The 24,370-nt window shown below is 70.7% G+C and carries 18 protein-coding genes; 13 read left to right on the top strand and 5 right to left on the bottom strand.

The annotated features are described in order from the left end of the window. Nucleotides 1-29 precede the first annotated feature (29 nt). From ACFO0B_RS17910 to ACFO0B_RS17925, 4 genes are read right to left on the bottom strand one after another with little or no spacing between them, the layout of a single operon-like run. Entirely contained in the window at nt 30-1,673 is a 1,644-nt protein-coding gene (locus ACFO0B_RS17910) for an ABC transporter family substrate-binding protein (protein WP_378613601.1), read from the bottom strand. A 34-nt stretch (nt 1,674-1,707) separates the two neighbouring features. Then, complete coding sequence (locus ACFO0B_RS17915) at nt 1,708-3,546, bottom strand: ABC transporter ATP-binding protein (RefSeq protein ID WP_378613602.1); 1,839 nt, start codon at nt 3,544-3,546, stop codon at nt 1,708-1,710. Next, nucleotides 3,543-4,466, bottom strand: a complete 924-nt coding sequence (locus ACFO0B_RS17920) for an ABC transporter permease (protein WP_378613603.1) — start codon at nt 4,464-4,466, stop codon at nt 3,543-3,545. Before ACFO0B_RS17920 ends, ACFO0B_RS17915 begins: the two co-directional genes overlap by 4 nt. Then, nucleotides 4,463-5,440, bottom strand: coding sequence for an ABC transporter permease (locus ACFO0B_RS17925; RefSeq protein WP_378613604.1), 978 nt, complete (start codon nt 5,438-5,440; stop codon nt 4,463-4,465). Before ACFO0B_RS17925 ends, ACFO0B_RS17920 begins: the two co-directional genes overlap by 4 nt. A gap of 119 nt (nt 5,441-5,559) precedes the next feature. On the opposite strand from ACFO0B_RS17925, the gene ACFO0B_RS17930 reads away from it, so the two are divergent. Further along, nucleotides 5,560-6,390, top strand: a complete 831-nt coding sequence (locus ACFO0B_RS17930; RefSeq protein ID WP_378613605.1) for an HAD family hydrolase — start codon at nt 5,560-5,562, stop codon at nt 6,388-6,390. A gap of 37 nt (nt 6,391-6,427) precedes the next feature. On the opposite strand, the gene ACFO0B_RS17935 is transcribed toward ACFO0B_RS17930, so the two are convergent. Further along, nucleotides 6,428-8,290: an N-acetylmuramoyl-L-alanine amidase gene (locus ACFO0B_RS17935; RefSeq protein ID WP_378613606.1), complete on the bottom strand. Its 1,863-nt coding sequence runs from the start codon at nt 8,288-8,290 to the stop codon at nt 6,428-6,430. Nucleotides 8,291-8,541: 251 nt separating this feature from the next. On the opposite strand from ACFO0B_RS17935, the gene ACFO0B_RS17940 reads away from it, so the two are divergent. The 12 genes from ACFO0B_RS17940 to ACFO0B_RS17995 all read left to right on the top strand — a co-directional run bounded on the left by ACFO0B_RS17940 (nt 8,542) and on the right by ACFO0B_RS17995 (nt 24,278). After that, nucleotides 8,542-9,771: a SpoIID/LytB domain-containing protein gene (locus tag ACFO0B_RS17940; RefSeq protein WP_378613607.1), complete on the top strand. Its 1,230-nt coding sequence runs from the start codon at nt 8,542-8,544 to the stop codon at nt 9,769-9,771. Nucleotides 9,772-9,924: 153 nt separating this feature from the next. Beyond that, nucleotides 9,925-11,148, top strand: coding sequence for a UDP-galactopyranose mutase (glf, locus tag ACFO0B_RS17945; protein WP_378613608.1), 1,224 nt, complete (start codon nt 9,925-9,927; stop codon nt 11,146-11,148). After that, complete coding sequence (locus tag ACFO0B_RS17950) at nt 11,149-13,077, top strand: glycosyltransferase (RefSeq protein WP_378613609.1); 1,929 nt, start codon at nt 11,149-11,151, stop codon at nt 13,075-13,077. 32 nt (nt 13,078-13,109) lie between these two features. Beyond that, nucleotides 13,110-13,676 (top strand): phosphatase PAP2 family protein, encoded by a 567-nt coding sequence (locus ACFO0B_RS17955; protein WP_378613846.1) that lies wholly within the window; start codon nt 13,110-13,112, stop codon nt 13,674-13,676. Nucleotides 13,677-13,692: 16 nt separating this feature from the next. Then, nucleotides 13,693-14,619 carry a decaprenyl-phosphate phosphoribosyltransferase gene (locus ACFO0B_RS17960; protein ID WP_378613610.1) on the top strand — a complete coding sequence of 309 codons (927 nt, stop codon included), beginning with the start codon at nt 13,693-13,695 and terminating at the stop codon, nt 14,617-14,619. 7 nt (nt 14,620-14,626) lie between these two features. Then, entirely contained in the window at nt 14,627-16,558 is a 1,932-nt protein-coding gene (gene zomB / locus ACFO0B_RS17965; RefSeq protein ID WP_378613611.1) for a flagellar motor control protein ZomB, read from the top strand. A 205-nt stretch (nt 16,559-16,763) separates the two neighbouring features. Next, on the top strand, nt 16,764-17,810 hold the full coding sequence (locus tag ACFO0B_RS17970) for an alpha/beta hydrolase (RefSeq protein WP_378613612.1): 1,047 nt from the start codon (nt 16,764-16,766) through the stop codon (nt 17,808-17,810). Between the two features lie 310 nt (nt 17,811-18,120). Beyond that, nucleotides 18,121-19,179 (top strand): alpha/beta hydrolase, encoded by a 1,059-nt coding sequence (locus ACFO0B_RS17975; protein WP_378613613.1) that lies wholly within the window; start codon nt 18,121-18,123, stop codon nt 19,177-19,179. Between the two features lie 450 nt (nt 19,180-19,629). After that, entirely contained in the window at nt 19,630-20,640 is a 1,011-nt protein-coding gene (locus ACFO0B_RS17980; protein WP_378613614.1) for an alpha/beta hydrolase, read from the top strand. Between the two features lie 211 nt (nt 20,641-20,851). Then, nucleotides 20,852-22,696 (top strand): alpha/beta hydrolase-fold protein, encoded by a 1,845-nt coding sequence (locus ACFO0B_RS17985; protein ID WP_378613615.1) that lies wholly within the window; start codon nt 20,852-20,854, stop codon nt 22,694-22,696. 74 nt (nt 22,697-22,770) lie between these two features. Further along, entirely contained in the window at nt 22,771-23,298 is a 528-nt protein-coding gene (locus ACFO0B_RS17990) for a DUF732 domain-containing protein (RefSeq protein WP_378613616.1), read from the top strand. Then, nucleotides 23,295-24,278, top strand: a complete 984-nt coding sequence (locus ACFO0B_RS17995; protein WP_378613617.1) for a cutinase family protein — start codon at nt 23,295-23,297, stop codon at nt 24,276-24,278. Before ACFO0B_RS17990 ends, ACFO0B_RS17995 begins: the two co-directional genes overlap by 4 nt. Nucleotides 24,279-24,370: the final 92 nt, after the last annotated feature.

Genomic DNA, 24,370 nt, shown 5'->3' on the forward strand with positions numbered 1-24,370 from the left:
GGCACTCCTTCCGGTCCGGTTCGGCGGGGTCACTTCAGGAACCCGATCCTGGTGTAGTCGTAGGACGCGAGCCCGGGCGCGCCGTAGTTCGCCAGCTCGGCCCGCACGGCGACGTTACCCGTGGACTGCACCAGCGGAACCGAGAAGCCGATCTCGAAGAGCTTCCGGTCGACCTCGTTGGCGAGTTCGATCGCCTTCGCCGGGTCCAGCTCGGCCAGCGCGCGCTCGATCAGGGCGTTGATCTCCTGGTTGCCGATCCGGCCGTAGTTGCCCTGCAGATCGTCCGGGTTGTAGGCGTATACCTGCGGCAGGCTGCTCAGCGGGAAGGCGTCGCCGGACCAGACCCAGTGCGCCACATCGAAATCACCCGGTTTGATCACGTCCGTGAAGTAGCCCGCACCGGTTTTGGTGTCGATGCTCATCTTCGCGCCGACCGCGGCCAGGTTCTGCTGGATGATCTGCGCGACCTGCACCCAGGACTGGGCGTTGTACATGACGTCGCGGAACTCCAGCCTGCGGCCGTCCTTGACCCGGACGTCGCCCTCCAGCTTCCAGCCGAGCGCGTCCAGCTCGGCGGCGGCCGCGGCCGGGTCGAAGGGCAGGCTGTTGTCCCGGTACCCGATCTGGCCCTCCACGTAGACGTGGTTGCCGAGCGGCCGCGGGTTCTGCACCAGCCCGTTCTGCACCGCGTTCGCGATGCCTGCCCGGTCGATGGCCTTCGAGATCGCGACCCGCAGCGCCGGGTCGGCGAAGATCGAGCCGGGCGCGCCGTTGAAGGTCAGGTGCGTCCAGCTGTTGCCCGGCGCGCGGCGGATCGCGACGCCGGGCGTCGCCCGCGCGGTGCGCATGTCGTCGATCGAGGAGATGCTGATCGCGTCGATCTCGTTGTTCTGCAGCGCGGGCATGGTGGCGTCGTCGGTGAGCACGGAGAAGGTGATGGTGTCCAGCTTCGGTTCGGTGCCCCACCAGCGCGGGTTGTGGCCGAGCACGATCCGGCCCTGGGTCCGGTCGACGGATTGCACCAGGAACGGCCCGGCGGTCAGGCCGATGCCGTCCACCTGGCTGTCGTTGAACGCCTCCGGTGTCGCCGTCACCGACTCCGGCACCAGGAAGGTGTTCCCGGCGAACTGGCCGCGCCAGTCCGCGTAGTGCTTGTCGAAGGTGAGCACCGCCTGTTTGTCGTCGGCGCCGCGCTCGACCTTCGCCACCCGGTCGAAGCCGTTGGTCATCTTGATCAGGTAGCGCGGGTCGCGGCCGCTCAGCGCGTTGGCCTGGGCGGCGAGGTCGCGCCAGGTGATCGGGGTGCCGTCGGACCAGACCGCATTCGGGGCGATCGTGTAGGTCACCCGCTGCGGCTGCTCGCCGGTGAGCTCGACGCTGGTGAAGTAGTCGGTGTTCACGCTGAGCGCGCCCGCCGCGTCGGTGACGAAGGCGCGCGGCAGCGTCGGCCGCAGGACGCTGCTCACGCTGCCGTCCGCGTCGGTGTGCAGCGGGTTCCAGTTCTGCGGCAGTGCCGTGACGGCGAGCCGCAGGTTGCCGCCGTCGCGTAGCTCGGCGACGTCGCGCGGGTTGATGTCGCTGGTGCTGCCGAGCGTCGCGTCGCCGTCGGCGGCCGGGTCGTCCGGGCTCGCACACCCGCCGAGCACCAGCCCCGCCGCAAGGAGCGGAATCACCCAGCGTGTCGTGCGCCTGCCCACCGTCGTTCTCCTATCCGCTGACGACCGGAATCGGTACCGCGGCGATCAGCGCGCGGGTGTACTCGTGCTTCGGGTCCGCGAAGATCTGTTCCGCCGGTCCGGATTCGACGATCTTGCCGCGGTACATGACCGCGATGTCGTGCGCCAGATTGCGGACGACCGAGAGATCGTGCGAGACGAAGAGGTAGGAGAGCCGGTGCTCGGCCTGCAGCGCGCGCAGCAGGTTCAGCACACCGGCCTGGATGGAGACGTCCAGCGAGGAGACCGGCTCGTCCAGCACCAGGAGCTCGGGTGCGAGCGCGAGCGCCCGCGCGATGCTGATCCGCTGCTTCTGGCCGCCGGAGAAATCGGCCGGGTAGCGCTCGGCGTGCTCCGGCCGCAGCCCGACCTGGGCGAGCAGCTCGGGCACCCGGCGGGCGATCTCGGCGCGCGGCCGCTTGTCGATCCGCAGCGGCTCGGCGATGGCGTCGAAGACCGGGAGCCGCGGGTCGAGCGATGCGGTCGGGTCCTGGAACACGATCTGCATGGCCCGGCGCAGCTCGCGCCTGCGCTCGCCGGTGAGCGCCGCGACGTCGGTGCCGAGAATCTCGATCCGGCCCTGCTGCGGCCTGGCCAGATCCAGGATCTGGGACAGCGTGGTCGACTTGCCCGACCCGGACTCGCCGACCAGCGCGAGCGTGCGGCCCTCGCGCACCTCGAGGTCGATCCCGTCGACCGCGCGGACCTCGCCCTTCTTCCGCTTGAAGACCAGCCCCGAGGTCAGCGGGAAGGTCTTGACCAGCCCCGATACCCGGAGCACCACGTCCGGTTTCGCGACCGCGACGGGCTCCGGCGGCGCCGCGATCTCGGCCCGGTAGGCGCCGAAGAGCTCGCCGGAGCCGATCTCGCCGGTGCGGATGCAGGCGGCGCGGTGGGCAGGCGCGACCTCCGCCAGCGGTGGCTCGGCGGCGAGGCAGGCGTCCAGCGCCACCGGGCAGCGCGGAGCGAAGGAGCAGCCGGGCGGCAGCGCGTGCATGGCGGGCGGGGCGCCGACGATCGGGATGAGCGGCTGACGCGCCGGGCCGTCCATGCGCGGGATGGAGCCGAGCAGCCCCACCGTGTACGGCATCCGCGGCACGCCGAAGAGTTCGCCGGCGCTCGCCGTCTCCACGATCCGGCCCGCGTACATGACCGCGACCCGGTCGGCCAGGGTGGCCGCGATCCCCATGTCGTGGGTGATCATCACGACGCCCGCGCCGGTGATGTCGCGCGCCTCGCGCAGCAGCCCGAGGATCTGCTGCTGCACCGTGACGTCGAGCGCGGTGGTCGGCTCGTCGCAGATGATCAGCGCCGGGTCGTTCGCGATGGCCATGGCGATCACCACGCGCTGCCGCATGCCGCCGGAGAACTCGTGCGGGAAGGCCTTGGCGCGCAGCTCCGGCTCCGGGATGCCGACCAGGTCGAGCAGCTCCACCGCGCGCTTCGCCGCCGCGGCCTTCCCCATCTTCCCGTGCGCGAGCAGGGCCTCCGCGATCTGCTCGCCGACCCGGTACACCGGGGTGAGCGCGGAGAGCGGGTCCTGGAAGACCATGCTCACGGTGCTGCCGCGCAGCTTGGAGAGCTCGCGGTCGCCGAGGCCGAGCAGCTCCCTGCCGCGCAGCCGGATCGATCCGCTCACCCGCGCCTGGTCCGGCAGCAGCCCCATGACGGCGAGCGAGGAGACCGACTTGCCCGAGCCGGATTCGCCGACGATGGCGAGTACTTCGCCGTCGGAGACGGTGTAGTCCACCCCGCGCACCGCGTCGATGCGCCCCTCTTCCCCGGGGAAGGAGACCCGCAGGTCCCGCACCTCGAGCAGCGGCTCACTCATGACTTCTCCGACTTCTTGGACCGGGCCCGCGCGGCCGAGGGATCGAAGGCATCGCGCAGGCCGTCGCCGACCAGGTTGGCGCAGAGCACGACGAGGATCAGCAGCCCACCGGCGAAGAGGAACAGCCACGGGTAGGTGAGCGCGGAGCGGGTGCCCTCGGCGATCAGCGAGCCGAGCGACACGTCCGGCTTCTGCACGCCGAAGCCGAGGAAGCTGAGCCCGGTCTCGGCCATGATCGCCGCGCCGACGCTGAGCGTGGTGTCGATGATCAGGATCGAGGCGATGTTCGGCACGATGTGGCTGATGATCACGGTCCAGGTCGACGCACCCATGTACCGTGCGGCCCTGACGAATTCGCGATCGCGCAGGCTCAGCGTGAGCCCGCGCACGATGCGCGCGCTGATCATCCAGCTGAAGACGGCGAGCAACACGATGAGCAGCACGATCGAGCCGCTGCCCTTGGTCCGCGGCGCGAAGATCGCGACGATGATGAAGCTCGGCACCACGAGCAGCAGGTCGACGAACCACATGATGGCCCGATCGGTCCAGCCGCCGAGCAGCCCGGCCATCGCCCCGGCGATGGCGGCGATGGCGGTGCTGAAGACCGCGACGAAGAAGCCGATGGTGAGCGATTTCTGCAGCCCGCGCATGGTCTGCGCGAGCACGTCCTGGCCGATCTGGTTGGTGCCGAACGGGTGGCTCGGGCTCGGCGGCTGCAGCAGCGCGGTGTAATCGAGCTGCTGGTAGTCCCACTTCAGCAGCGGCGGCAGCGCGAAACTCGCGATCACCATGAGGATCAGCACGACCCCGCCGACCACCGCGGGCTTGTTCCGCAGGAAGCGCCGCAGCACCAGCTTCTTGCGCCCGGCCGCCGCGGCGGGCTCCGGCGCGCCCTGGACGATGAGCTCGGCCTCGGTCATGCCACCCGCACCCTCGGGTCGAGAACGGCGTACACGATGTCGGAGAGCAGCCCCGAGATCAGCACCACCAGCCCGGCGAAGGCGGTCACCGTCACCACCACGTAGAGATCCTGGGCATTGATCGAATCGACCAGCCACTCGCCCATGCCGTGCCAGCCGAAGATCTTCTCGGTGAAGGCGGCGCCGGTGATGAGCCCGCCGAAGCTGTAGGCGAAGAGCGTCGCCATCGGGATCAGCGCGGTGCGCAGCCCGTGTTTGTAGAGCGCGCGGCTGCGCGTGAGCCCCTTGGCCCGCGCGGTCCTGATGAAATCGCTCTGCAGCACGTCGAGCATGGCATTGCGCTGGTAGCGGCTGTATCCGGCCATGCCGCCGAGCGCGAGCGCGAGCGTCGGCAGCACCAGGTGCTGCACCCGGTCGAGCAGCTGCGGGCCGAACCCGACGATGGTGTTCGCCGAGGTCTCGCCGGTGTAGAGGAAGATCTGCGCGCCGGTGGCGGTGTTGATCTGCAGCGCACCGTACTTCAACAGCGTCGCGAGCAGGAAGATCGGCGTGCTGAGGATGAGCAGCGAGACGATGGTGGTGAAGTAATCACTGAACCTGTACTGCCGGATCGCCCCCGCCGCGCCGATCAGCACGCCGAGCACGGTGCCGATGATCGAGCCGATGATCAGCAGCCGCAGGCTGACCAGCACCCGGCGGCCCAGCTCCGCGCTCACCGGCTGCCCGGTCAGGGTGGTGCCGAAATCGCCGTGCGCCACGCCTGCGACCCAGATGAGGTAGCGCTCCGGTATCGGGTCGTTCAGATGGAGTTCCTCGGCCTTGGCGTCGATCACCGACTGCGGCGGCCGCGGATTGCGCTGCTCCAGGCTGTCCAGCGGGCGGAAGGTCAGCGAGGCGAGGCTGAAGGTGAGGAACGACGCGAGGAACAGCAGCACGACGTAGTTCAGCGCGCGGCGGAGCAGAAAGCCCGTCATCGGTCCCCTGGGTCACTCGTCGGCCGGATGTTGATCCCCGCATCATAGGGACGGCGGTACCGGTCCCGCATGCCGTGTATCGGCGACCGCGGCTCCGCGCGATCCGGCAGGATGGGTGGGTGACCCGTCTGCACCTACCCAAGCCCGAGCTGGTGGCCTCCGATGTGGACGGCACGCTGATCGACCGCGACGAGCGGGTGACGCCGCGGACGAAGGCGGCCGTCGGCGCGATCGTCGCCGACGGCGTGCCGTTCGTGCTCGCCACCGGCCGCCCGCCGCGCTGGGTGCACCCGGTGATCGACGGCCTCGGCTTCGCGCCGCTCTGCGTCTGCGGCAACGGCGCCGTCGTCTACGACAGCGCCGCCGACCGGGTGCTGATCAGCCGCACCCTCGACGTCGAGACGCTGGCCTGGCTCGCCGATGTCGCCGAGCGCGCGCTGCCCGGCTGCGGCCTCGCCACCGAGCGGGTCGGGGAGAGCGCGCACGACGCGGTGACCCCGCAGTTCGTCAGCACGCCCCAGTACGAGCACGCCTGGCTGAACCCGGACGACACCGCGGTGGCGCGCACCGAGGTGATCGACACCCCCGCCATCAAGATGTTGATCCGGCTGGTCGGCGCGCGCAGCGGGGAGATGCGCGCGGCGCTCGCGGCCGAGGTCGGCGCCGCCGTCGACATCACCTACTCCACCGACAACGGGCTGATCGAGCTCTCCGCGCCCGGCGTGACCAAGGCGTCCGGGCTGGCCGCGGTGGCCGAGCGGCTCGGCGTGGCGGCGGCGTCGGCGGTCGCCTTCGGCGACATGCCCAACGACGTCCCGATGCTGAGCATGGTCGGGCACGGCGTCGCCATGGGCAACGCGCACCCGGAGGCGCTGGCCGCCGCCGACGAGGTCACCGAGACCAACTCCGACGACGGCGTCGCCCGCGTGCTCGAGCGCTGGTGGAGCTGACCCCGGCCGGGTCCCTCGACCGGCCGGGGCCGGGTACTCAGCCCGCCGGAGCGGGTGCGGGGATCGGCGCGCCTGCCGGGTTCTTCCGCATCTCTTCCTGGTACGTGTCGTTGTAGGTCTTCCAGATCGTGGTCACGATCCCGGTGATCTGGTTCAGGATCAGTGACCCCTGCTGGAAGTCGGCGCGCAGCCCGTCCGGCACCGGGTAGGCGTTGGCCAGCGGCAGCCCGAGCACCCCGGCATCGGCGCCGAGCTGCAGGAACCGGTCGAGGATCGCGCCGAGCACCTCGACCACCTGGCCGTTCGGCGCGGTGTAGATGTATCCGTTGGTGAACCGGGCGAACTGCTGTCCCTGCGCCGCGGGCAGCGGCTCGGAGACGGCGTCGCCGAGCGGGCTCGCCGCGCCGCCCTTCTCCGCGTAGTACCTGGCGATGATGTTGTCGTTCACCCGCTGCAGCAGCCGCCCGGTCAGGGTGGCGAGCGCGTTGAGATCGGCACTGCCACCGCCGGGCGGCGCGCTCATCTCCGGCCCGCCCGCGGCGATATCGCGGATCCGGTCCATCAGCGCGTAGGCGGCATCGCCGGGGCAGGTGGTGTTGCCGACGTCGCGGTGCGCGAAGACGATCGGCAGCGCGACCTCCTCGCCCTCGGCGTACGGGGTGAACTCGGTGCCCTCGGAGTACATGAGGGTCTCGCCCTTCGGGTCGAGCCCGGCGATCCTGGTGCGCCAGCCCACGTACTGCCCGACGGCGTTGACCGCGACGCTGGTCGGCGCCTCCGCCTCGTGGTTGCCCATCAGCGCGACCCCGGCGGTGTTCTCGTTGAACCCGCCCGCGTGCGCGCCCTGCACCGGCCGGTCCAGCCCGCCGAACCGCCCCTCGAAGATCTGCCCGTACTTGTCGACGAGGGCGTTGTAGCCGATGTCGCACCACTCCAGCGTCTGCGCGTGGTAGGCGTAGATCGCCCGCACGATGCCCGCCGACTCCGCCCTGGTGTAGTCGTTGCGGCCGGCCGTGTGGTGCACGGTGACGCCGCCGAGCGACCCGTCGTAGGTGGGCTCCATGCAGCGGATGGACTCGTCCGCGCCCCACTGCGCGCGGCTGATCACCCGCGGCCCGCCGTCCGGCAGCGCGCCCGCGATCTCGCTCAGCCCGCCGTCGATGTCGGCGCGGCCCGGGTCGATGAGCACGGCGGTGAGGTCGGGGACGCCGTGCGCGGGGTCGACCTGCTCGGCGATCGGGGTGATCGACGGGCCCGGCTGCCCCGCTCTGGTGACCAGCACCTGCACCGCGTTGGTGCTGCCGACGTAGACCGGCTCGGTGCCATCGACCCGGGGCGGGGCGCTGTGGTCGGAGGCGCCGGTGTCCACCGGCTCGGCGGTGAACCACGGGCCCCAGCTGCCGTCCGGCGCCGCGGCGCGGACCAGGGCGTCGGTGCCCGCCAGGTCGGCGGCGGTCAGCGCGACCATGCTGAACGGCTGGTCCCTGGTGATCTGCTTGACGCCGGCGCCGACCAGGTCGGCGTACTCGGCGGGCAGCGCGCCCGGGGTGAGCGCGGGGGTCGCCGGGGTGGTGCCCGGTTCCAGCCGGCCGGGGTCGGCGATGAACCGGGTGCTGCCGAGCCGCGGCAGCGGGACCTGCGCGGGCAGTGCGACCCCCGGCGGTGCCGGAATGCCGGGCGGGACCGGGACCGATTCCGGCAGCGGGAGCATGCGCAGATCGGACAGCCGCAGCTCGGGCAGGTCGAGCCCGGTCAGCTCGTCCAGCGGGAGGATCACGTCGGGGGCGGCGCTGAGCGCCGCCTCGGCCAGCCGGGCGGGGATCGCGGCGAGCTCGCTCCCATTCGCTGCGTCGTAGCGGGCGGAATCGCTCTGGGTGAACGTCGCGAGGGGAGCTGCCACCGCCAGGATCGCCACAACCGGGAGAACGTAGGAGCGTTTCGGTTTGCGAGAGGGCACGAGCGTCTCCAATCAGGTGGAACGGTGAATCAAGCTGCTCAGTCCGGGGGGTTGCGTGTCAGACGGTTCTGCTATCACACTGGTCACTATTGTCACATATCTAAACCTCTGGTCGAGGTTGAGGTGATTGCTCGAATGTAGCCTCCGATCTACTCGGGCGGAAGCTACGACATGCCGTTCGAAGGGAGTTCGTCGTGCAGCGAATCCATCGGCGCCGGGGGCGGCGCGGCAGCCGCACCCAGGACCCGGCGCTAGCCCCGCGGCGGCTGCTGATCGCCTGCGGCGCGCTCGCCGCCAGTGCGCTCGCGGTCACCCTCGCCTGGCCGGGCGCCCCCTACCGCGTCACCACCGGCGACGGCCACGGCCGCGGCCTGAGTCAGCACGGCGCCTTCGAGGGAGCGCAGGACGGCTGGGACGCCGAGCGGATCCTGGCGCACTACTACCCGGGCGCCGAACTCGGCCGAATCGGTCCGACCCTGCTCCGGGTCCGGCTGCAGACGCAGGACGACTCCTCGCTCGACACCTACGCCGAGGCGGGCGCCGTCGTGGCGGGCCGCGCCCTGGAGCCGGGGCAGGTCGCCCACCTCACCCCGCTGCCGGACGGCGGCGCGAACGTGCTGGTCACGCTCGGCTGTGACGGCGCGGTGGTCTGGCAGGGCGCCACCGACGACCCGTGGGTCTATCCCATCGATCTGGGCCCGAACCGGCCGCCCGCCGAGCACCTGAGACTCTGCGGCGGCACCGGCTACCGCGGCGCGCTCGGCGTCGCGCTGGAGGAGGGCGCGGCGCGCACCGTCAACGAGGTGGACGTCGAGGACTACCTGCTCGGCGTCGTCCCGACCGAGATGCAGGCCAACTGGGCGGACAAGGGCGCGGGCGAGGCGCTGCGCGCGCAGGCGGTCGCGGCGCGGTCGTACGCGCTCGCCGAGCAGCGCTACGACTACGCGCAGACCTGCGACAGCACCGACTGCCAGGTGTACCCGGGCACCGAGCGGGAGGATCCGCGCACCACCGCCGCCGTCACCTCGACCGCGGGAACCGTGCTGCTCCGCGACGGCCACCTGCTGCGCTCCGAGTACTCCGCCGCCCCCGACGGCGGCGAGCCCGCCGACATCGACACCTTCGAGATCGGCCCGCTCCCCGCCGACCTGCCCCCCAACCCCTACCTGCGCCCCGACCCGGTGCCGCGGGACCCGCGGGTGGACACCGGCATCGAAGGCCCCACCGCCATCCAGGTCGAGTACCAGCGGATCGGCGGCGAGCAGAGCGCCGTCGGCGCCCCCGTCGGCCCCGAACTCGACCTTCCCCTCGGCGCGGGCACCTACCAGCTCTTCGCCAACGGCGTGATCGTCGCCACCGACACGCTCGGCGCCCAGGTGGTCGACTTCGACACCCTGCTCTCGATGATCCCGGAGAACCCCTGACCTCGACATCGGGGTGACCACCGATGCCGCACACCGAGCGGGACACCGCGGAACTCGACGCCGGATTCCCGGGCCGATCGCACCCACCTGCGCTTCGGCGCGAGTTTCGACTGCGCCGAAAGCCGGGGATGGCGTCCGATACGCTGGGCCACCGTGACCGTCGCATCGTCCCCCGGTAACGCATCTGCCCCCTTCGATCTCATCGTCGTCGGCTCCGGTTTCTACGGGCTGACCATCGCCGAACGCACCGCGAACCTGCTCGGTAAGCGCGTGCTCGTGCTCGATCGCCGCCCGCACATCGGCGGCAACGCCTATTCGGAACCTGAACCGGAAACCGGGATCGAGATCCACAAGTACGGTGCGCACCTCTTCCACACCTCCAACCAGCGGGTGTGGGATTACGTCACGCAGTTCACCGAGTTCACCGGCTACCAGCACCGCGTCTTCGCGCTGCACAAGGGGCAGGCCTACCAGTTCCCGATGGGGCTGGGGCTGATCTCCCAGTTCTTCGGCCGCTACTTCACCCCCGAGGAAGCGCGCCAGCTCATCGCCGAGCAGTCCGCGGAGATCGAGACCGGCGACGCGCAGAACCTGGAGGAGAAGGCGATCTCGCTGATCGGGCGCCCGCTCTACGAGGCGTTCATCCGCGACTACACCGCCAAGCAGTGGCAGACCGACCCGAGGGAGCTGCCCGCGGGCAATATCGCCCGGCTGCCGGTGCGCTACACCTTCGACAACCGCTACTTCAACGACACCTACGAGGGGCTCCCCAAGCAGGGGTACACGAAGTGGCTGGAGAACATGGCCGCCTCCGACCTCATCGAGGTGCGGCTGGACACCGACTGGTTCGACGTGCGCGAGCAGCTCCGCGCCGAGAACCCGGACGCCCCGGTGATCTACACCGGCCCGCTGGACCGCTACTTCGACTTCGCCGAGGGCGAGCTGGGCTGGCGCACCATCGATTTCGAGACCGAAGTATTGAGTGATTGCGGTGACTTTCAAGGCACCTCGGTGATGAACTACAACGACGGCGACGTCTCCTACACCCGGATCATCGAGCCGAGGCACTTCCACCCGGAGCGCGATTACCCCACCGACAAGACCGTCATCATGCGCGAGTACTCCCGCTTCGCGCAGACCGGCGACGAGCCGTACTACCCGATCAACACCCCGGAGGACCGGGCCAAGGTCAAGGCCTACCGGGACCGGGCGAAGCGGGAGACCGCCGAGGCCAAGGTGATCTTCGGCGGCCGCCTCGGCACCTACCAGTACCTCGATATGCACATGGCGATCGGCAGCGCGCTGACCAAGTTCGACAACGTGCTGCGCCCGCACCTGGAGAACGGCGCGCCGCTCGCCGACGACCAGGAGTCCTGAATGAGTCTGCTGCACAACGATTCACACGCGCTGCTGGCGCGCGTCATCCTGCCGCGGCCCGGTGAGCCGCTCGACGTCCGCACCCTCTACCTGGAGGAGTCGGCCACCAACGCGCGCCGCGCGCACGCGACGACCCGCACCTCGCTCGCGGTCGGCGCCGAATCCGAGGTGTCCTTCTGCACCTACTTCAACGCGCTGCCCGCCAGCTACTGGCGGCGCTGGAGCGTGCTCGACTCGGTGCTGCTGAAACTGGAGCTCACCGGCCACGGCCGGGTCGACCTCTACCGCTCGAAGGCCGACGGCTCGCGCATCCACGTGCACGGCGCGGAGTTCTCCGGCGGCGAGCCGGTGGCGGTCACCTTCGAGGCCGACCTCGGCCCGTTCGAGGACGGCGGCTGGCTCTGGTTCGACATCACCACCGACACCGCGGTCGAGCTGCACGCGGGCGGCTGGTACGCGCCGATCGAGGCGCCGGGCCAGGGCACCATCGCGATCGGCATGCCCACCTTCAACCGCCCCACCGACGCGGTGAAGACGCTGGCGGCGCTCGGCTCCGACCCGCTGGTGCTGGAGCGCACCCGCGCGGTCATCATCCCGGACCAGGGCACCCGCAAGGTGGTGGACGAGCCCGGCTTCGCCGCCGCCGCCGCCGTGCTCGGCGACCGGCTCGCCATCCACGACCAGCCCAACCTGGGCGGCTCCGGCGGCTACAGCCGGGTGATGTACGAGGCGCTGAAGACCACCGACGCCGAGTTCATCGTCTACATGGACGACGACATCGAGATCGAGCCGGATTCCATCCTGCGCGCGCTCGCCTTCAGCCGCTTCGCCAAGTCGCCGGTGCTGACCGGCGGGCACATGCTGAACCTGCAGGAGCGCTCGCACCTGCACGTCATGGGCGAAGTGGTCGACCGCAACGTCTTCATGTGGACCGCGGCACAGAACGTCGAGTACGACCACGACTTCGCCAAGTACCCGCTGCGCGACCGGGACAATTCCAAGCTGCTGCACCGGCGGATCGACGGCGACTTCAACGGCTGGTGGACCTGCGTGATCCCGCGGCAGGTGGCCGAGGAGATCGGGCAGCCGCTGCCGCTGTTCCTGAAGTGGGACGACGTCGAGTACGGGCTGCGCGCCCGCGCCGCCGGCTACCCCACCGTCACGCTGCCCGGCGCGGCGGTGTGGCACATGGCGTGGAGCGACAAGGACGACGCCATCGACTGGCAGGCCTACTTCCACCTGCGCAACCGGCTGGTGGTCGCCTCGCTGCACCTGCCGGGCAACGCTCGCCCGCTGGTGCTCGACACGGTCAAGGCGACGCTCAAGCACCTGCTCTGCCTGGAGTACTCGACCGTCGCCATCCAGAACCAGGCGATCCGCGACTTCCTCGCGGGCCCGGACAAGCTCTTCGAGCTGCTGCCGAGCGCGCTCGGCGCGGTGCACGCCATGCGCAAGAGCTATCCGGACGCGGTGGTCCTCCCCTCCTCGACCGCGCTCCCGCTGGCCAGCCACGCCGACGTCGGCGCGGTCGGCGAGCCGGCCAACCCGATCGCCAAGGCGGTCCGGCTGGCGCGCGGGCTGGTGCACAGCACCCGCCCGGCGCGTACCAGGCATCACGAGACCCCGCAGCTGAACGTCCCGACGCTGGACGCCCGCTGGTTCCTGCTCTCCCAGGTGGACGGCGTCACCGTCACCACCGCGGACGGGCGCGGCGTCGTCTACCGCAAGCGCGACCCGCGCCAGGCGCTCGGGCTGTTCAAGGAGGCCATCCGGCTGCGCAGGGAACTGCTCGCCCGCTTCCCGGAGATGCGGCGGCGCTACCGGGCCGCGCACCCGCGGCTCACCAGCACCGCCGCCTGGGAGCAGATCTTCGGGATCGGCGATGCGCCGAGCACCGTGCCCACCGTCGAGACCAGCGAGGTCAAGTGAGCGCCCGGAACGCCGAGCCCACCGCCGGGCCGCTGGACCCGGCGCCGGCGGCGAGCCAGGCGAGCCCGCCCGAGGTGGCGATCATCACGGCGGTGCAGTCGGCGATCGGCGGCAACCCCGCCGTGATCTCCGCCGCGCGCGGGCTGTCGCACTTCGGCGAGCACGCGCTCGGCTGGGTCGGTATCGCCGCCGCCGGCTGGCTGGTGGACAAGCCACGGCGCAGGCAGTGGGCCGGGGTGGCGGTCGGCGCGGTCGGCGCGCACGCGGCGTCGATCGTGATCAAGCGGGTGGTGCGCAGGCCCCGCCCGCACGACCCCGCGGTGCGGATCAACGTGAGCACGCCGAGCAAGCTGAGTTTCCCCTCCTCGCACGCGACCTCCACCGCGGCGGCTGCGGTGTTGCTCGGAAAACTGACCGGGCTACCCTTGCCTGCGGTGCTCGTCCCCCCGATGGTGCTCTCGCGAGTCGTCCTCGGGGTGCACTACCCCTCCGACGTGCTCGCCGGGTCCGCGCTGGGCGCCGCGTCCGCCGCCGCCCTGCTCGCCGTCGAGAAGCGACTCGACAGTGACCGCACGAGAAAGAGCAGTGATTCAAAGTGATGAAGCCGGGGCCGAGATGAGCGAAGAGCCGACGGGCACCGATCTCGCGGAAGGCGTGACCAAGGGTCCGCCGAAGACGCTCGCCGGTGGCCTGATCAAGACCATGCGCCCGCGCCAGTGGGTGAAGAACGTCCTGGTCCTTGCGGCGCCGCTGGCGGCGGGGTCGGCGACCGACATCGACGTGCTCATCCACGTCGCCATCGCCTTCGCGGTGTTCTGCCTCGCGGCCTCCGGGATCTACCTGGTGAACGACGCGCTCGACGTCGAGGCCGACCGGGCGCACCCGACCAAGCGGTACCGGCCGATCGCCGCGGGCGTCGTCCCGGTGAACCTGGCCTACGCGCTCTCGGTCGTGCTGCTGATCGCCTCGATCGCGATCTCCTTCCTCGCCGCCTGGCAGCTGGCCGTGGTGATGGCGGTCTACATCGGCATCCAGCTGGCCTACTGCTTCGGGCTCAAGCACCAGGCCGTGCTCGACATCTGCATCGTCTCCTCCGGCTTCCTGCTGCGCGCGGTGGCGGGCGGCGCGGCGGCGAACATCCCGCTCTCCCAGTGGTTCCTGCTGATCATGGCGTTCGGCTCGCTGTTCATGGCGGCGGGCAAGCGGTACGCGGAGCTGCAGATCGCGCTCGGCACCGGCGCCAAGATCCGCAAGTCGCTGGAGTACTACACGCCGACCTACCTGCGGTTCATCTGGACCCTGGCGGCGACGGCCGTCGTGGTGTTCTACGGCCTCTGGGCCTTCGAACAGGGTGACGCGAACGACACGAACTGGTTCGCGATCTCCATGATTCCGTTTACCATCGCAATCCTGCGTTACGCGGTCGACGTCGACGGTGGCGAGGCCGGTGAACCCGAAGAGATCGCGCTGGGGGACCGCGTATTGCAGTTCCTCGCCATCGCCTGGATCGGAGCGGTAGGTGTCGCTGTCTATCTCGCCTGACGAGAGAGTGGCCGAGGGGGCCGGGGAAACCGAAGGGGAGCGCGAGCGGGCCGAGGACTCGGCCCGCTCCGCGCCGCGGTACACCCGGCTCTCCCGCGCCCTCTTCGTCGGCGGGATCGCGGTGACCGTCGCGCTCTTCGCGATCGGCGGCTGGCAACGCCGCTGGATCGCCGACGACGGCCTGATCGTGCTGCGCACCGTCCGCAACCTGCTGGCGGGCAACGGCCCGGTCTTCAACGCGGGCGAGCGGGTCGAGGCCAACACCAGCACCGCCTGGACCTACCTGGTCTGGTTCTTCAGCTGGATCACCGGCGCACGGCTGGAGTACGTGGTACTCGCGCTCGCGCTGACGCTCTCGCTTGGCGCCGTCATCTTCGCCATGCTCGGCACCGCCCGGCTCTGGGGCGGCCCGCGCGCCGCCTTCCTGCTCCCCGCGGGCGTGCTGGTCTACATCGCGGTGCCGCCGGCCCGCGACTACGTGACCTCCGGCCTGGAGAGCGGGCTGGTGATCTTCTGGCTCGGGCTGCTCTGGTGGGCCATGATCGGCTGGGCCAAGGCCGAGCGGGTCCGGGTGCCCGCGCTGCTCGGGCTGGTGTTCCTGGCCGGGCTGGCCCCGCTGATCCGCCCCGAGATGGCGGTGCTCGGCGCCGCCGCGCTCGGCATGATCTTCCTCGCGCCGCTGCCCACCGGGCGCCCGGTGCTGCTCCGGCTGCTGATCGTCGCCGTGGCCGGGCTGCTCCCGCTCGGCTACCAGATCTGGCGGATGGGCTACTACGGCCTGCCCTACCCGAACACCGCGGTCGCCAAGGACGCGGGCGGCGCCAAGTGGGGCCAGGGCTTCACCTACCTCTGGGACCTGGTCGGGCCGTACTGGCTCTGGCTGCCGCTGCTCCTGCTGCTGCTCGCCGGGCTCGGCGCGCTGCGGCTGGCGAGCGAGTCCACCGCGCGCGGCGAGCGGGAGCAGGCGGCCCGGCCGCACCTCGTCACCCGGTTCCGGTGCTGGCTGCGCTCGCCGAGCGCGGTCGTCACGCTGGTGCTCGGCGGCGCGCTGCTGCTGACGGTCTACGCGCTGCGGGTCGGCGGCGACTTCATGCACGGCCGCATGCTGCTGCCGCAGCTCTTCCTCTTCCTGCTGCCGATCGCGGTGCTCCCGATCCGGGTGCCCCGCGGTGCCTTCCGGCCGTTCTCCCTGCGCGACGTGCGCTACCTGCTGGTCCCGGCGCTCTGGCTGGCCGTGGTCGGCTGGGCGCTGTTCGCCGCCGGTACCACCGCCATCACCACCGGCACCAAGATCAGCTCGTCCGGCATCGTCGACGAGCGGGTGTACTACGTGCTCAACACCGGGCGCGACCACCCGATCCGGGCCGAGGACTACCTGGACTACCCGCGCATGCGGGCCATGGTCGACGGCATCGCCAACACCCCCGACGGCGGTCTGCTGCTGAACTCGCCGTCCTTCATGTTCTGGTACATCGCCCCGCCCCCGCAGCCCATCCCCGAAGGCGGAGCCGGACACACCGTCTTCTTCCTGAACCTCGGCATGACCAGCATGAACGTCCCGCTGGATGTCAAGGTGGTCGATCCGATGGGGCTGGCCTACCCGCTCGCCGCGCACACCGACCGGCTGGCCGACGGCCGCATCGGGCACGACAAGAGCCTCTACCCGGACTGGGTGGTCGTCGACGCGGGCATGGTGGACAAGAAGCCGTGGATGCCCTGGTACCTGGACGAGCAGTGGGTGAGCCAGGCTCGGGTCGCCCTGTCCTGCCCGGACACCTACGCGCTCATGCTCGCGCACCGCGACCCGCTCACCCTCGACCGGTTCAAGCACAACCTGCGCAACGCGCTGAACTTCGCGGCGTACCGGATCGAGCGGGTGCCGAGGTACGAGATCGAGCGCTGCGGCCTGGTCGACCCCTTCCCGCAGCCACCGCGCTGATTCTTGACCTTTTCCGACAGTCGCCGCCCGGTTCCGGCCGGGCGGCGTCGCTGTCTCCGGCGCGTTGCGCGGAGGCGCGCCGAACCGGTCGTGATCGGGCACAAGCCGCTCGCCGAATCTTTATCACATTTCGATAACGGGCTCCCCGCGCCGCGCCGCTAGGCTCGGTGCGATTTTTCGTGTGACGAGGAAGGCCCCTGATCAGATGCGAGGCGTGAACATCCGAAGGCGAGCGGGTTCCCGGATCCGCCGGATCGCACTGCTGACACTGGCGGTGGTGCTGCCGGTCGGCACCGCGCTCGGCACGGCGGCGCCGGCCTCGGCTGCCTACGACCCGGCCGGGATCGACGTCTGGGTGGACTCCCCGATGGGGCCGATCAAGTCGCGGATCTTCCGCGCGGCCGACGGCAATACCGATCGCGTGGTCTACGCCCTCGACGGCATGCGCGCCAGGGAGGACCTGAGCGGCTGGGAGCTGCACACCGAGGTGCCGCGACAGCTCGCCGCGGCGAACATCAACGTCGTGCTGCCGATCGGCGGGCAGTCCAGCTTCTACGCCGACTGGGCCGCGCCCAGCTCGCTGGCCGGGCTGCCGCCCGCGAGCGGCTCGGCCGGGTCCGCCACCGGCTCCGGCGGGCTGCAGGCGCTCGACCCGGGCCCGGGGAAGAGCTACCGCTACCAGTGGGAGACATTTCTCACCGGCGCGCTGCCGGAGGCACTGCGCGACCGCTTCGGCTTCGCCACCGAGCGCAACGGCGTCATCGGGCTCTCCATGGGCGCGAGCGCGGCGCTCGCGCTCGCGGCCTTCCACCCGGAGCGCTACTCCTACGCCGCCGCCTACAGCGGCATGCTGAACGTCAATGCCCCCGGCATGCGCGAGGCCATCCGGCTCGCCATGGTCGACGCGGGCGGCTACAACATCGAATCCATGGCGCCCGCGGCCAGCGCGCTGTGGCAGCGGCTGGATCCCTTCTCGTTCGCTCCGCTGTTGCGGGAGAATGGCACCCGGCTCTGGATCGCCGCCGCCGACGGCCGTCCGGTCCCCGCCGACGGCGCCGATCTCGACACGTTGAACGCGATCGCGCTGGAGAATCTGGCGGCCGCGAACACCAGGGCGTTCCAGGGCAGGCTGGATTCGGTCGGCGTCACCAACGTCACCTACGACTTCGCGAACGTCGGGGTGCACACCTGGCGCAACTGGGAGTCCGAAGTGGGCCGGATGCTGCCCGATCTCGCCGCGGGCATCGGGTGACCGCGGCGCTGCCCCTGATAGGGCCGGGTAGGCAGGGCGCCGCCCGGCCGGGTACCGTCGGCGATTGTGTCCCGAGGGCGTCCGCGGGACGGTCGGCAACGAATCGGTAGCGCCAGGGTGCGTCGGTTGTGGCTCGGATCACTATCCAGCAACATGGAGGCATGCGCTTCCGATGGATACAGCGGTAGCTTGCGCCGAGGTCGCACATGTCCGTTATGCGAGGCAATGACGTGTCCTGGTGCCCGATGAGGGGCCGGTTTCGATAGCTTACGATTTGCCCGACCGGTCGCCAGAGCGAAAGGTTCGACGAATGCGAAGTGCGCGGTGGAAACGCGGGGCCGATGCGGGAGCACGCGGCTCCCGGCTCGGACGGTGGAGCGCGGCGCTGGCAGTGGCGCTGCTGGCACCCATGGGGATCGCGGTCACCGGTACCGCCGCGCCCGCTCAGGCGGCGTTCAACCCCGCGGCCTTCGACTTCTGGGTCGACTCCGGGATGGGCCCGATCAAGTCGCGCGTGCTGCGCGCGGCCGACGGCAACACCAACCGCGTCGCCTACCTGCTCGACGGAATGCGCGCACCCGAGAATCTGAACGGCTGGGAAATCGAGACCCCGGTCGCGGAGTTGCTGGCCGGCGCGAACATCAACGTCGTGATGCCGGTCGGCGGCATGTCCAGCTTCTACGCCGACTGGAATGCGCCGAGCACCTTCGTCGGTATTCCGGCGGGCACCGGTTCCAGCTCCGGCTCCGGCGCGCTGAACGCCTTCGCGGCCGGTCCGGGCAAGAGCTACCGCTACCAGTGGGAATCCTTCCTCACCAACGACCTGCGCAATGCGCTGCGTGATCGGCTCGGTTTCCGCCCGACCCGCAACGGCGTCTTCGGCCTGTCGATGGGCGGCAGCGCCGCGCTCACCCTCGCGGCCTACCACCCCGACCAGTTCAGCTTCGCCGGCTCGTACTCCGGCTACCTGAACATCTCCGCACCGGGCATGCGCGAGGCCATCCGGGTCGCCATGCTGGACGCGGGCGGCTACAACGTCGACGCCATGGCGCCGCCGTGGGGCCCGCAGTGGCTCCGCATGGATCCCTTCGTCTTCGCGCCGCAGCTGGTCCGCAACGGCACCCGGCTCTACATCGCCGCCGGTAGCGGCCTGCCGACCGCGGTCGACGGCCCCAGCTTCAACACCCTGAACGCCATGGGGCTGGAGGCGCTCGCGCTCGCCAACACCAGGGCATTCCAGGTGCGGATGGCGACGCTCGGCGGCGGGAACGCGACCTACTCGTTCCCCACCTTCGGCGTGCACAACTGGGTGAACTGGACGGAGGAGGCGAAGCGAATGCTGCCCGACCTCTCCGCGAATATCGGCTGACGCCGCCGCCCCCGGACCGCCCGGCACCGATTACGGTGCCGGGCGGTCCGTCTTTTTCCGCCGTCCCGGAATTCGGGCGGATGCGGGGTTCGTCACAGTGAAACCCCCGTATCCGCCCCCTGCGAACCATGAATTCCGCTGCGGCGTGGCCGTTCTTGTGGATAACGGAAACGAATCGGAACCAAGCGACGACATCAACCGGAGAACGCGATATGGTCTCCGCACGATCACAGCGCCACCCGGTGGGTAAACGACCTCTCCGTCTTGCGAAGGATTCCGAGGTCGAATATCGTCCAGCGAGCGCGAGTGTGACCAGATCGTTGTAGTGCGCCTCGCAGGGCCGGTGGTCGGGATCCGGTCCGGCGGGGCTGTGCGTCTCGTAGGCAACACTGGTGCGGTCCCCGCCGGGGTGGGGAGCCGTGCCACGACAGCAGGAAGAGAGCAAAATTCATGCGTTTCGGCAGGGCGGCCGCGCCGAAGAAGATCAAAACGGGATGGCGTGCGCGAATTCTGGCTGTTGGCGCTGCGGCGCTGGCACTGCCGATCGCCGCCGGCATTGCGGCCCCGACCGCCGCCGTGGCGGCACCCGCCCCGGCGCTTCGGGCGCCGGCGGGCGGGGTCGAGGACCTCATGGTCCCGTCCGGGATGGGCCCGATCAAGGTGCAGGTGCAGTGGGCGGCTCGCGGCGGTAACGCGGCGCTCTACCTGCTCGACGGACTCCGGGCGCGGGACGACCGCAACGCCTGGTCGTTCGAGACCAATGCGCTCGAGCAGTTCAAGAACGACAACATCAGCCTGGTCATGCCGGTCGGCGGGCAGTCGAGCTTCTACACCGACTGGTACGCACCGAGCAACACCAACGGTCAGAAGACCACCTACAAGTGGGAGACCTTCCTGACCGAGGAGCTGCCGAACTTCCTGGCGGGCTACGGCGTCTCCAAGACCAACAACGCGGTCGCCGGTCTCTCCATGGGTGGCAGCGCCGCCCTGGCACTGGCCGCCTACCACCGGGACCAGTTCAAGTACGCCGCGTCCTACTCCGGCTACCTGAACATCTCGGCGCCGGGCATGCGCGAGGCCATCCGCGTCGCCATGCTGGACGCGGGCCGCTTCAACGTCGACTCGATGGCGGCCCCGTGGAGCCCGCAGTGGCTGCGTATGGACCCCTTCGTCTTCGCGCCGCAGCTGAAGGGGCTGCCGATGTACATCTCGGCCGCCTCCGGCCTGCCGGGTCAGTTCGATCGCCCGAACTCCGCGGTCGGCGTCTTCAACACCGGTAACGCGATGGCGCTCGAGGCGCTCTCGCTGGTGAACACCCGCGCGTTCCAGGTCCGCCTGAACTCGCTGAAGATCCCGGCCGCGTTCAACTTCCCGGCCGCGGGCACGCACTCCTGGAAGTACTGGGAGGGCGAGCTCTTCAACTCCCGCAAGGGCATCCTCGATGCCACCGGCGGTTGGTGACACCACCCCCGTTCGACGCCGCGGCGCCGTCAGCTTCCTCCGGGAAGCGGCGGCGCCGCTGCCGTTTCCGGAGTCCGCGATCCCTCCGCAGAAATCGGGCAAATATTGAGCATCGGTCCGCGGTTGGCGCGTCGCACCGGGAAAAGCCCTGTATGCGGGGTACAAACGAGGAGTGGCAGGGAAATTTGGGGGTGCCAGGGGATGGAAATGGTTGCGCGCACGTGCTCTGGCAACCGGAGCGCGACCGCGTGGTAGCCGTCTGCTGGCCGCCGCCGCCGTCGCGGTCGCGACACTGCTCCCCGCCGCCACCCCGGTCGGCTCGGCCCAGCCCGCCGCAGCGGCGGGCGCGGCCGCGGTGAGCAAGGTGGTCTGGTTGGACGACCGGCGGGTCTCGCTCTGGATCGACTCGCCGTCCATGGGCGCGCCGACCCAGGTGCAGCTGCTGCTGGCCAGGGACTGGAACGCCCGCCCGGACGCCACCTTCCCGGTCCTCTTCATGCTGGACGGGCTGCGCGCCACCGACAGCGAGTCCGGCTGGACCAAGGACGCGGGCGCGGAGAGCTTCTACGCCGACAAGAACGTCACCGTCGTGCTGCCGGTCGGCGGCCAGTCCAGCTTCTACGCCGATTGGGTTCGCCCGGACAACGGGCACAACTACCAGTGGGAGACCTTCCTGACCAGGGAGCTGCCGCCGATCCTGGAGCAGCAGTGGCGGGCGACGAACGCGCGCGCCATCGCCGGGCTCTCCATGGGCGGCACCGCGGCCATGTTCCTCACCGGCCGCAACCCCGGCTTCGCGAAGTTCGCCGCCTCCTACTCGGGCTTCCTGACCACCACCACGCTCGGCATGCCGCAGGCGATCCAGTTCGCCATGCGGGATGCGGGCGGCTTCGATTCCAACGCCATGTGGGGACCGCCGACCGACCCCGGGTGGCAGGAGCACGACCCCTACCTGCTCGCCGACAAGCTGAGCGGCGTCAGCCTGTACGTCTCCAGCGGCAGCGGCGCCGTCGGCCCGCACGACCTGGTCTCCACCATTCCCGGCATCAGCACCAACTACGCGGGCACCGGGCTGGAGATCCTCTCCCGGCTCACCACGCAGAACTTCGTCGACAAGCTCGGCAGGCTGAACATCCCGGTGCAGGCCAACTACCGGGCCTCCGGCACGCACTCCTGGCCGTACTGGGACTTCGAGATGCGGCAGTCCTGGCCGCAGGTGGCGGCCGCGGTCGGCGTCGAGGCCGACAAGCCCCCCTGCGCGGCGGGCGGCGCGATCCAGCCGGTGGCCGCGGTCAACCCCTGGTTGGGCGACTGTCTGACCGGCGAGTACCCGGTGCCGGGCGGGGTCGCGCAGGACTTCCGCTCCGGCCGGGTCCTCTTCGCCGCCGACACCGGGGCGCACCCGGTGGCGGGCGCGCTGGCGGGCGGGTTCATGGCGGCGGCGGCCGGGCCGCAGCCGCTCGGGCTGCCCACCGGCGACGAGCAGCTGCTCACCGACGGCCGCGGCCGGTTCCAGAGCTTCCAGGACGGCGCGCTGTACTGGACGCGAGAAACCGGCGCCCAGGTGGTCCGCGGCGCCATCCTCGGCTCCTGGAGCGAGCAGGGCTTCGAGCGCGGCCCCGCGGGCTACCCGGCGGGGCCGGAGGTGCGGCTGCCGAGCCGGGACGCGCTGGTGCAGAGCTTCGAGAACGGGGCGTTCTACTACAGCGCGGCGACCGGTCCGCACCGGGTGCAGGGGCTGATCCTCGGCAAGTACGCGCAGCTCGGCTTCGAGAACAGCCCGTTCGGGTTGCCGGTCGACGAGGAGCAGCCCGCCAAGGATCTCGGCAGGTACGCGCGGTTCGAGGGCGGCAACCTGTACTGGAGCCCGCTCTCCGGCGCCTGGGCGGTGCGCAACGGCCCGATCATGGACCTCTGGCGGGACGCGGGGTACGAGAACGGCAGGCTCGGCTACCCGATCAGCGACGAGTTCCCGGTGCCCGGCGGGGTCCAGCAGAACTTCCAGGCCGGCTTCGTCACGGTGCGCGACGGGAAGCCCGAGATCCACGGCATCTGAACGGCATCCGGGCGCGGCCCGCTAGCCTGGTGGGCGACCGACCCCCGAACGCTGACTAGCGAGGACAAGAATTCATGCATCGGACCCGTGGAAAGGTGATGGGCGTCGCCGTGGCGCTCGCCGCCACCGGCCTGCTCGCGGCCTGCGGTGACAACGACTCGACGGCGTCGAGTACCCCGTCCCTGACCGGCACCACCACGTCGGCCGGCCAGGCGCCCAGCTCCGCCGCTCCCGCGCCGGATCAGGACGCGACCCCGTCGGCCGAGGTCTCGGCCCCGCCGGCCGCGGAATCCCCGGAGCGCCCCGAGCCGGTGCCGACCGATGCCGTCCCGCCGGCCAACACCTCGACGCTCGGCGACAAGGACAAGAAGTTCCTCGACGCGCTGGCCGCCAAGGGCATCACCCCGTCCACCCCGGACATCGCGCTCAGCATCGGCGCCTACGTCTGCCAGGGCAGCGCGGCCGGGGCTTCGGATCAGGACCTGATGACCTTCGTCTCCGCGATGGCAGGCTCCGACCCGTCCTTCGATCCGGCCAAGATGCCGGTCGAGCAGGCCGGGAAGATCTACCTCGACACCGCCAAGCAGACCTACTGCTCGTGAGCGCGCGCCGCGGTTCGTCGCCCCGCCGGTCCAGGCCGGCGGGGTGCCTGGTGTTCCTGCTCGTCGTCGTGCTGATCATCATCGCGGCGCTGCTGCTCTGGTACCTGCTCGCCGGTCGGCTGAAGGTGCCCGGGCCCGGTCCGACCCCGCCGGAGCCGCCGGCCTCGCAGCCCGCGGACTGCCCGGACGTGCAGTTCCTCTCGGTCCCCGGTACCTGGGAGTCGAACAGCGATGACGACCCGCACAACCCCACGGCGAACCCGGTGTCGCTCATGATCAACGTCTCCGGCCCGATCGCGGAGCGGTTCCCGGCCGAGCGGGTCGACGTCTACACCGTCCCGTACGTGGCGCAGTTCTCGAACCCCATCGCGATCCCGCCGGACGGCCAGCAGTCCTACAACAACAGCCGCTCCGAGGGAACCGCGCGCGCGATCGACCTGCTCACCACGGTGCACGAGCGCTGCCCGCTCACCTCGTACGTCATCGTCGGGTTCTCCCAGGGCGCGGTGATCGCGGGCGACATCGCCGCGCAGATCGGCGCGGGCGACGGCCCGGTCCCGGCGGAGCTGGTGCTCGGCGTCACCTTGATCGCGGACGGCAGGCGGGCCGCCGACACCGAGGGCGCGGCCATCACGATCGGCACCGAGCCGGCCGGCGTCGGCGCCGAGGTGGCGTTGAAGGGGCTGAACGTGCCCGGAATCACCATGACCGGTCCGCGAGAGGGCGGATTCGGTGAACTGGCCGGCCGCGTCTACACCATGTGCGCGCCGGGCGATCTCATCTGCGACGCCCCGCGCGACGCGCTGAGCCCAGCGAACATCATGGGTAGCGTGCTCACGCTGACCAGGGCGGTGGGCAATCCGGTGCACAGCCTCTACAACGGGTACGTCGTCGACGATTCCGGGACGACAGCCACCGGGTGGACCGTGAACTGGGCGGCGGGGCTCATCGAGGGAGCTCCGCGGCCACCGCATTCGTGAGGTCTCACAGCAGCGCGCGGCGCCCGTTCGCATGTCGCCCGCGGTGTGGCCGCATCCGTTCTCGGGGCTTGCGGGACGCTGTAAAGTGCGCT

The organism is Nocardia jiangsuensis (assembly GCF_042650385.1).
In the GTDB taxonomy this organism is placed as follows: domain Bacteria; phylum Actinomycetota; class Actinomycetes; order Mycobacteriales; family Mycobacteriaceae; genus Nocardia; species Nocardia jiangsuensis.

Excerpts from the sequence above, each read along its gene's own strand:
- ACFO0B_RS17915 (WP_378613602.1), bottom strand. The coding sequence starts at position 3,546 with ATGAGTGAGCCGCTGCTCGAGGTGCGGGACCTGCGGGTCTCCTTCCCC.
- ACFO0B_RS17920 (WP_378613603.1), bottom strand. The coding sequence starts at position 4,466 with ATGACCGAGGCCGAGCTCATCGTCCAGGGCGCGCCGGAGCCCGCCGCG.
- ACFO0B_RS17925 (WP_378613604.1), bottom strand. The coding sequence starts at position 5,440 with ATGACGGGCTTTCTGCTCCGCCGCGCGCTGAACTACGTCGTGCTGCTG.
- ACFO0B_RS17950 (WP_378613609.1), top strand. The coding sequence starts at position 11,149 with ATGAGTCTGCTGCACAACGATTCACACGCGCTGCTGGCGCGCGTCATC.
- ACFO0B_RS17960 (WP_378613610.1), top strand. The coding sequence starts at position 13,693 with ATGAGCGAAGAGCCGACGGGCACCGATCTCGCGGAAGGCGTGACCAAG.
- ACFO0B_RS17970 (WP_378613612.1), top strand. The coding sequence starts at position 16,764 with ATGCGAGGCGTGAACATCCGAAGGCGAGCGGGTTCCCGGATCCGCCGG.
- ACFO0B_RS17975 (WP_378613613.1), top strand. The coding sequence starts at position 18,121 with ATGCGAAGTGCGCGGTGGAAACGCGGGGCCGATGCGGGAGCACGCGGC.
- ACFO0B_RS17980 (WP_378613614.1), top strand. The coding sequence starts at position 19,630 with ATGCGTTTCGGCAGGGCGGCCGCGCCGAAGAAGATCAAAACGGGATGG.
- ACFO0B_RS17990 (WP_378613616.1), top strand. The coding sequence starts at position 22,771 with ATGCATCGGACCCGTGGAAAGGTGATGGGCGTCGCCGTGGCGCTCGCC.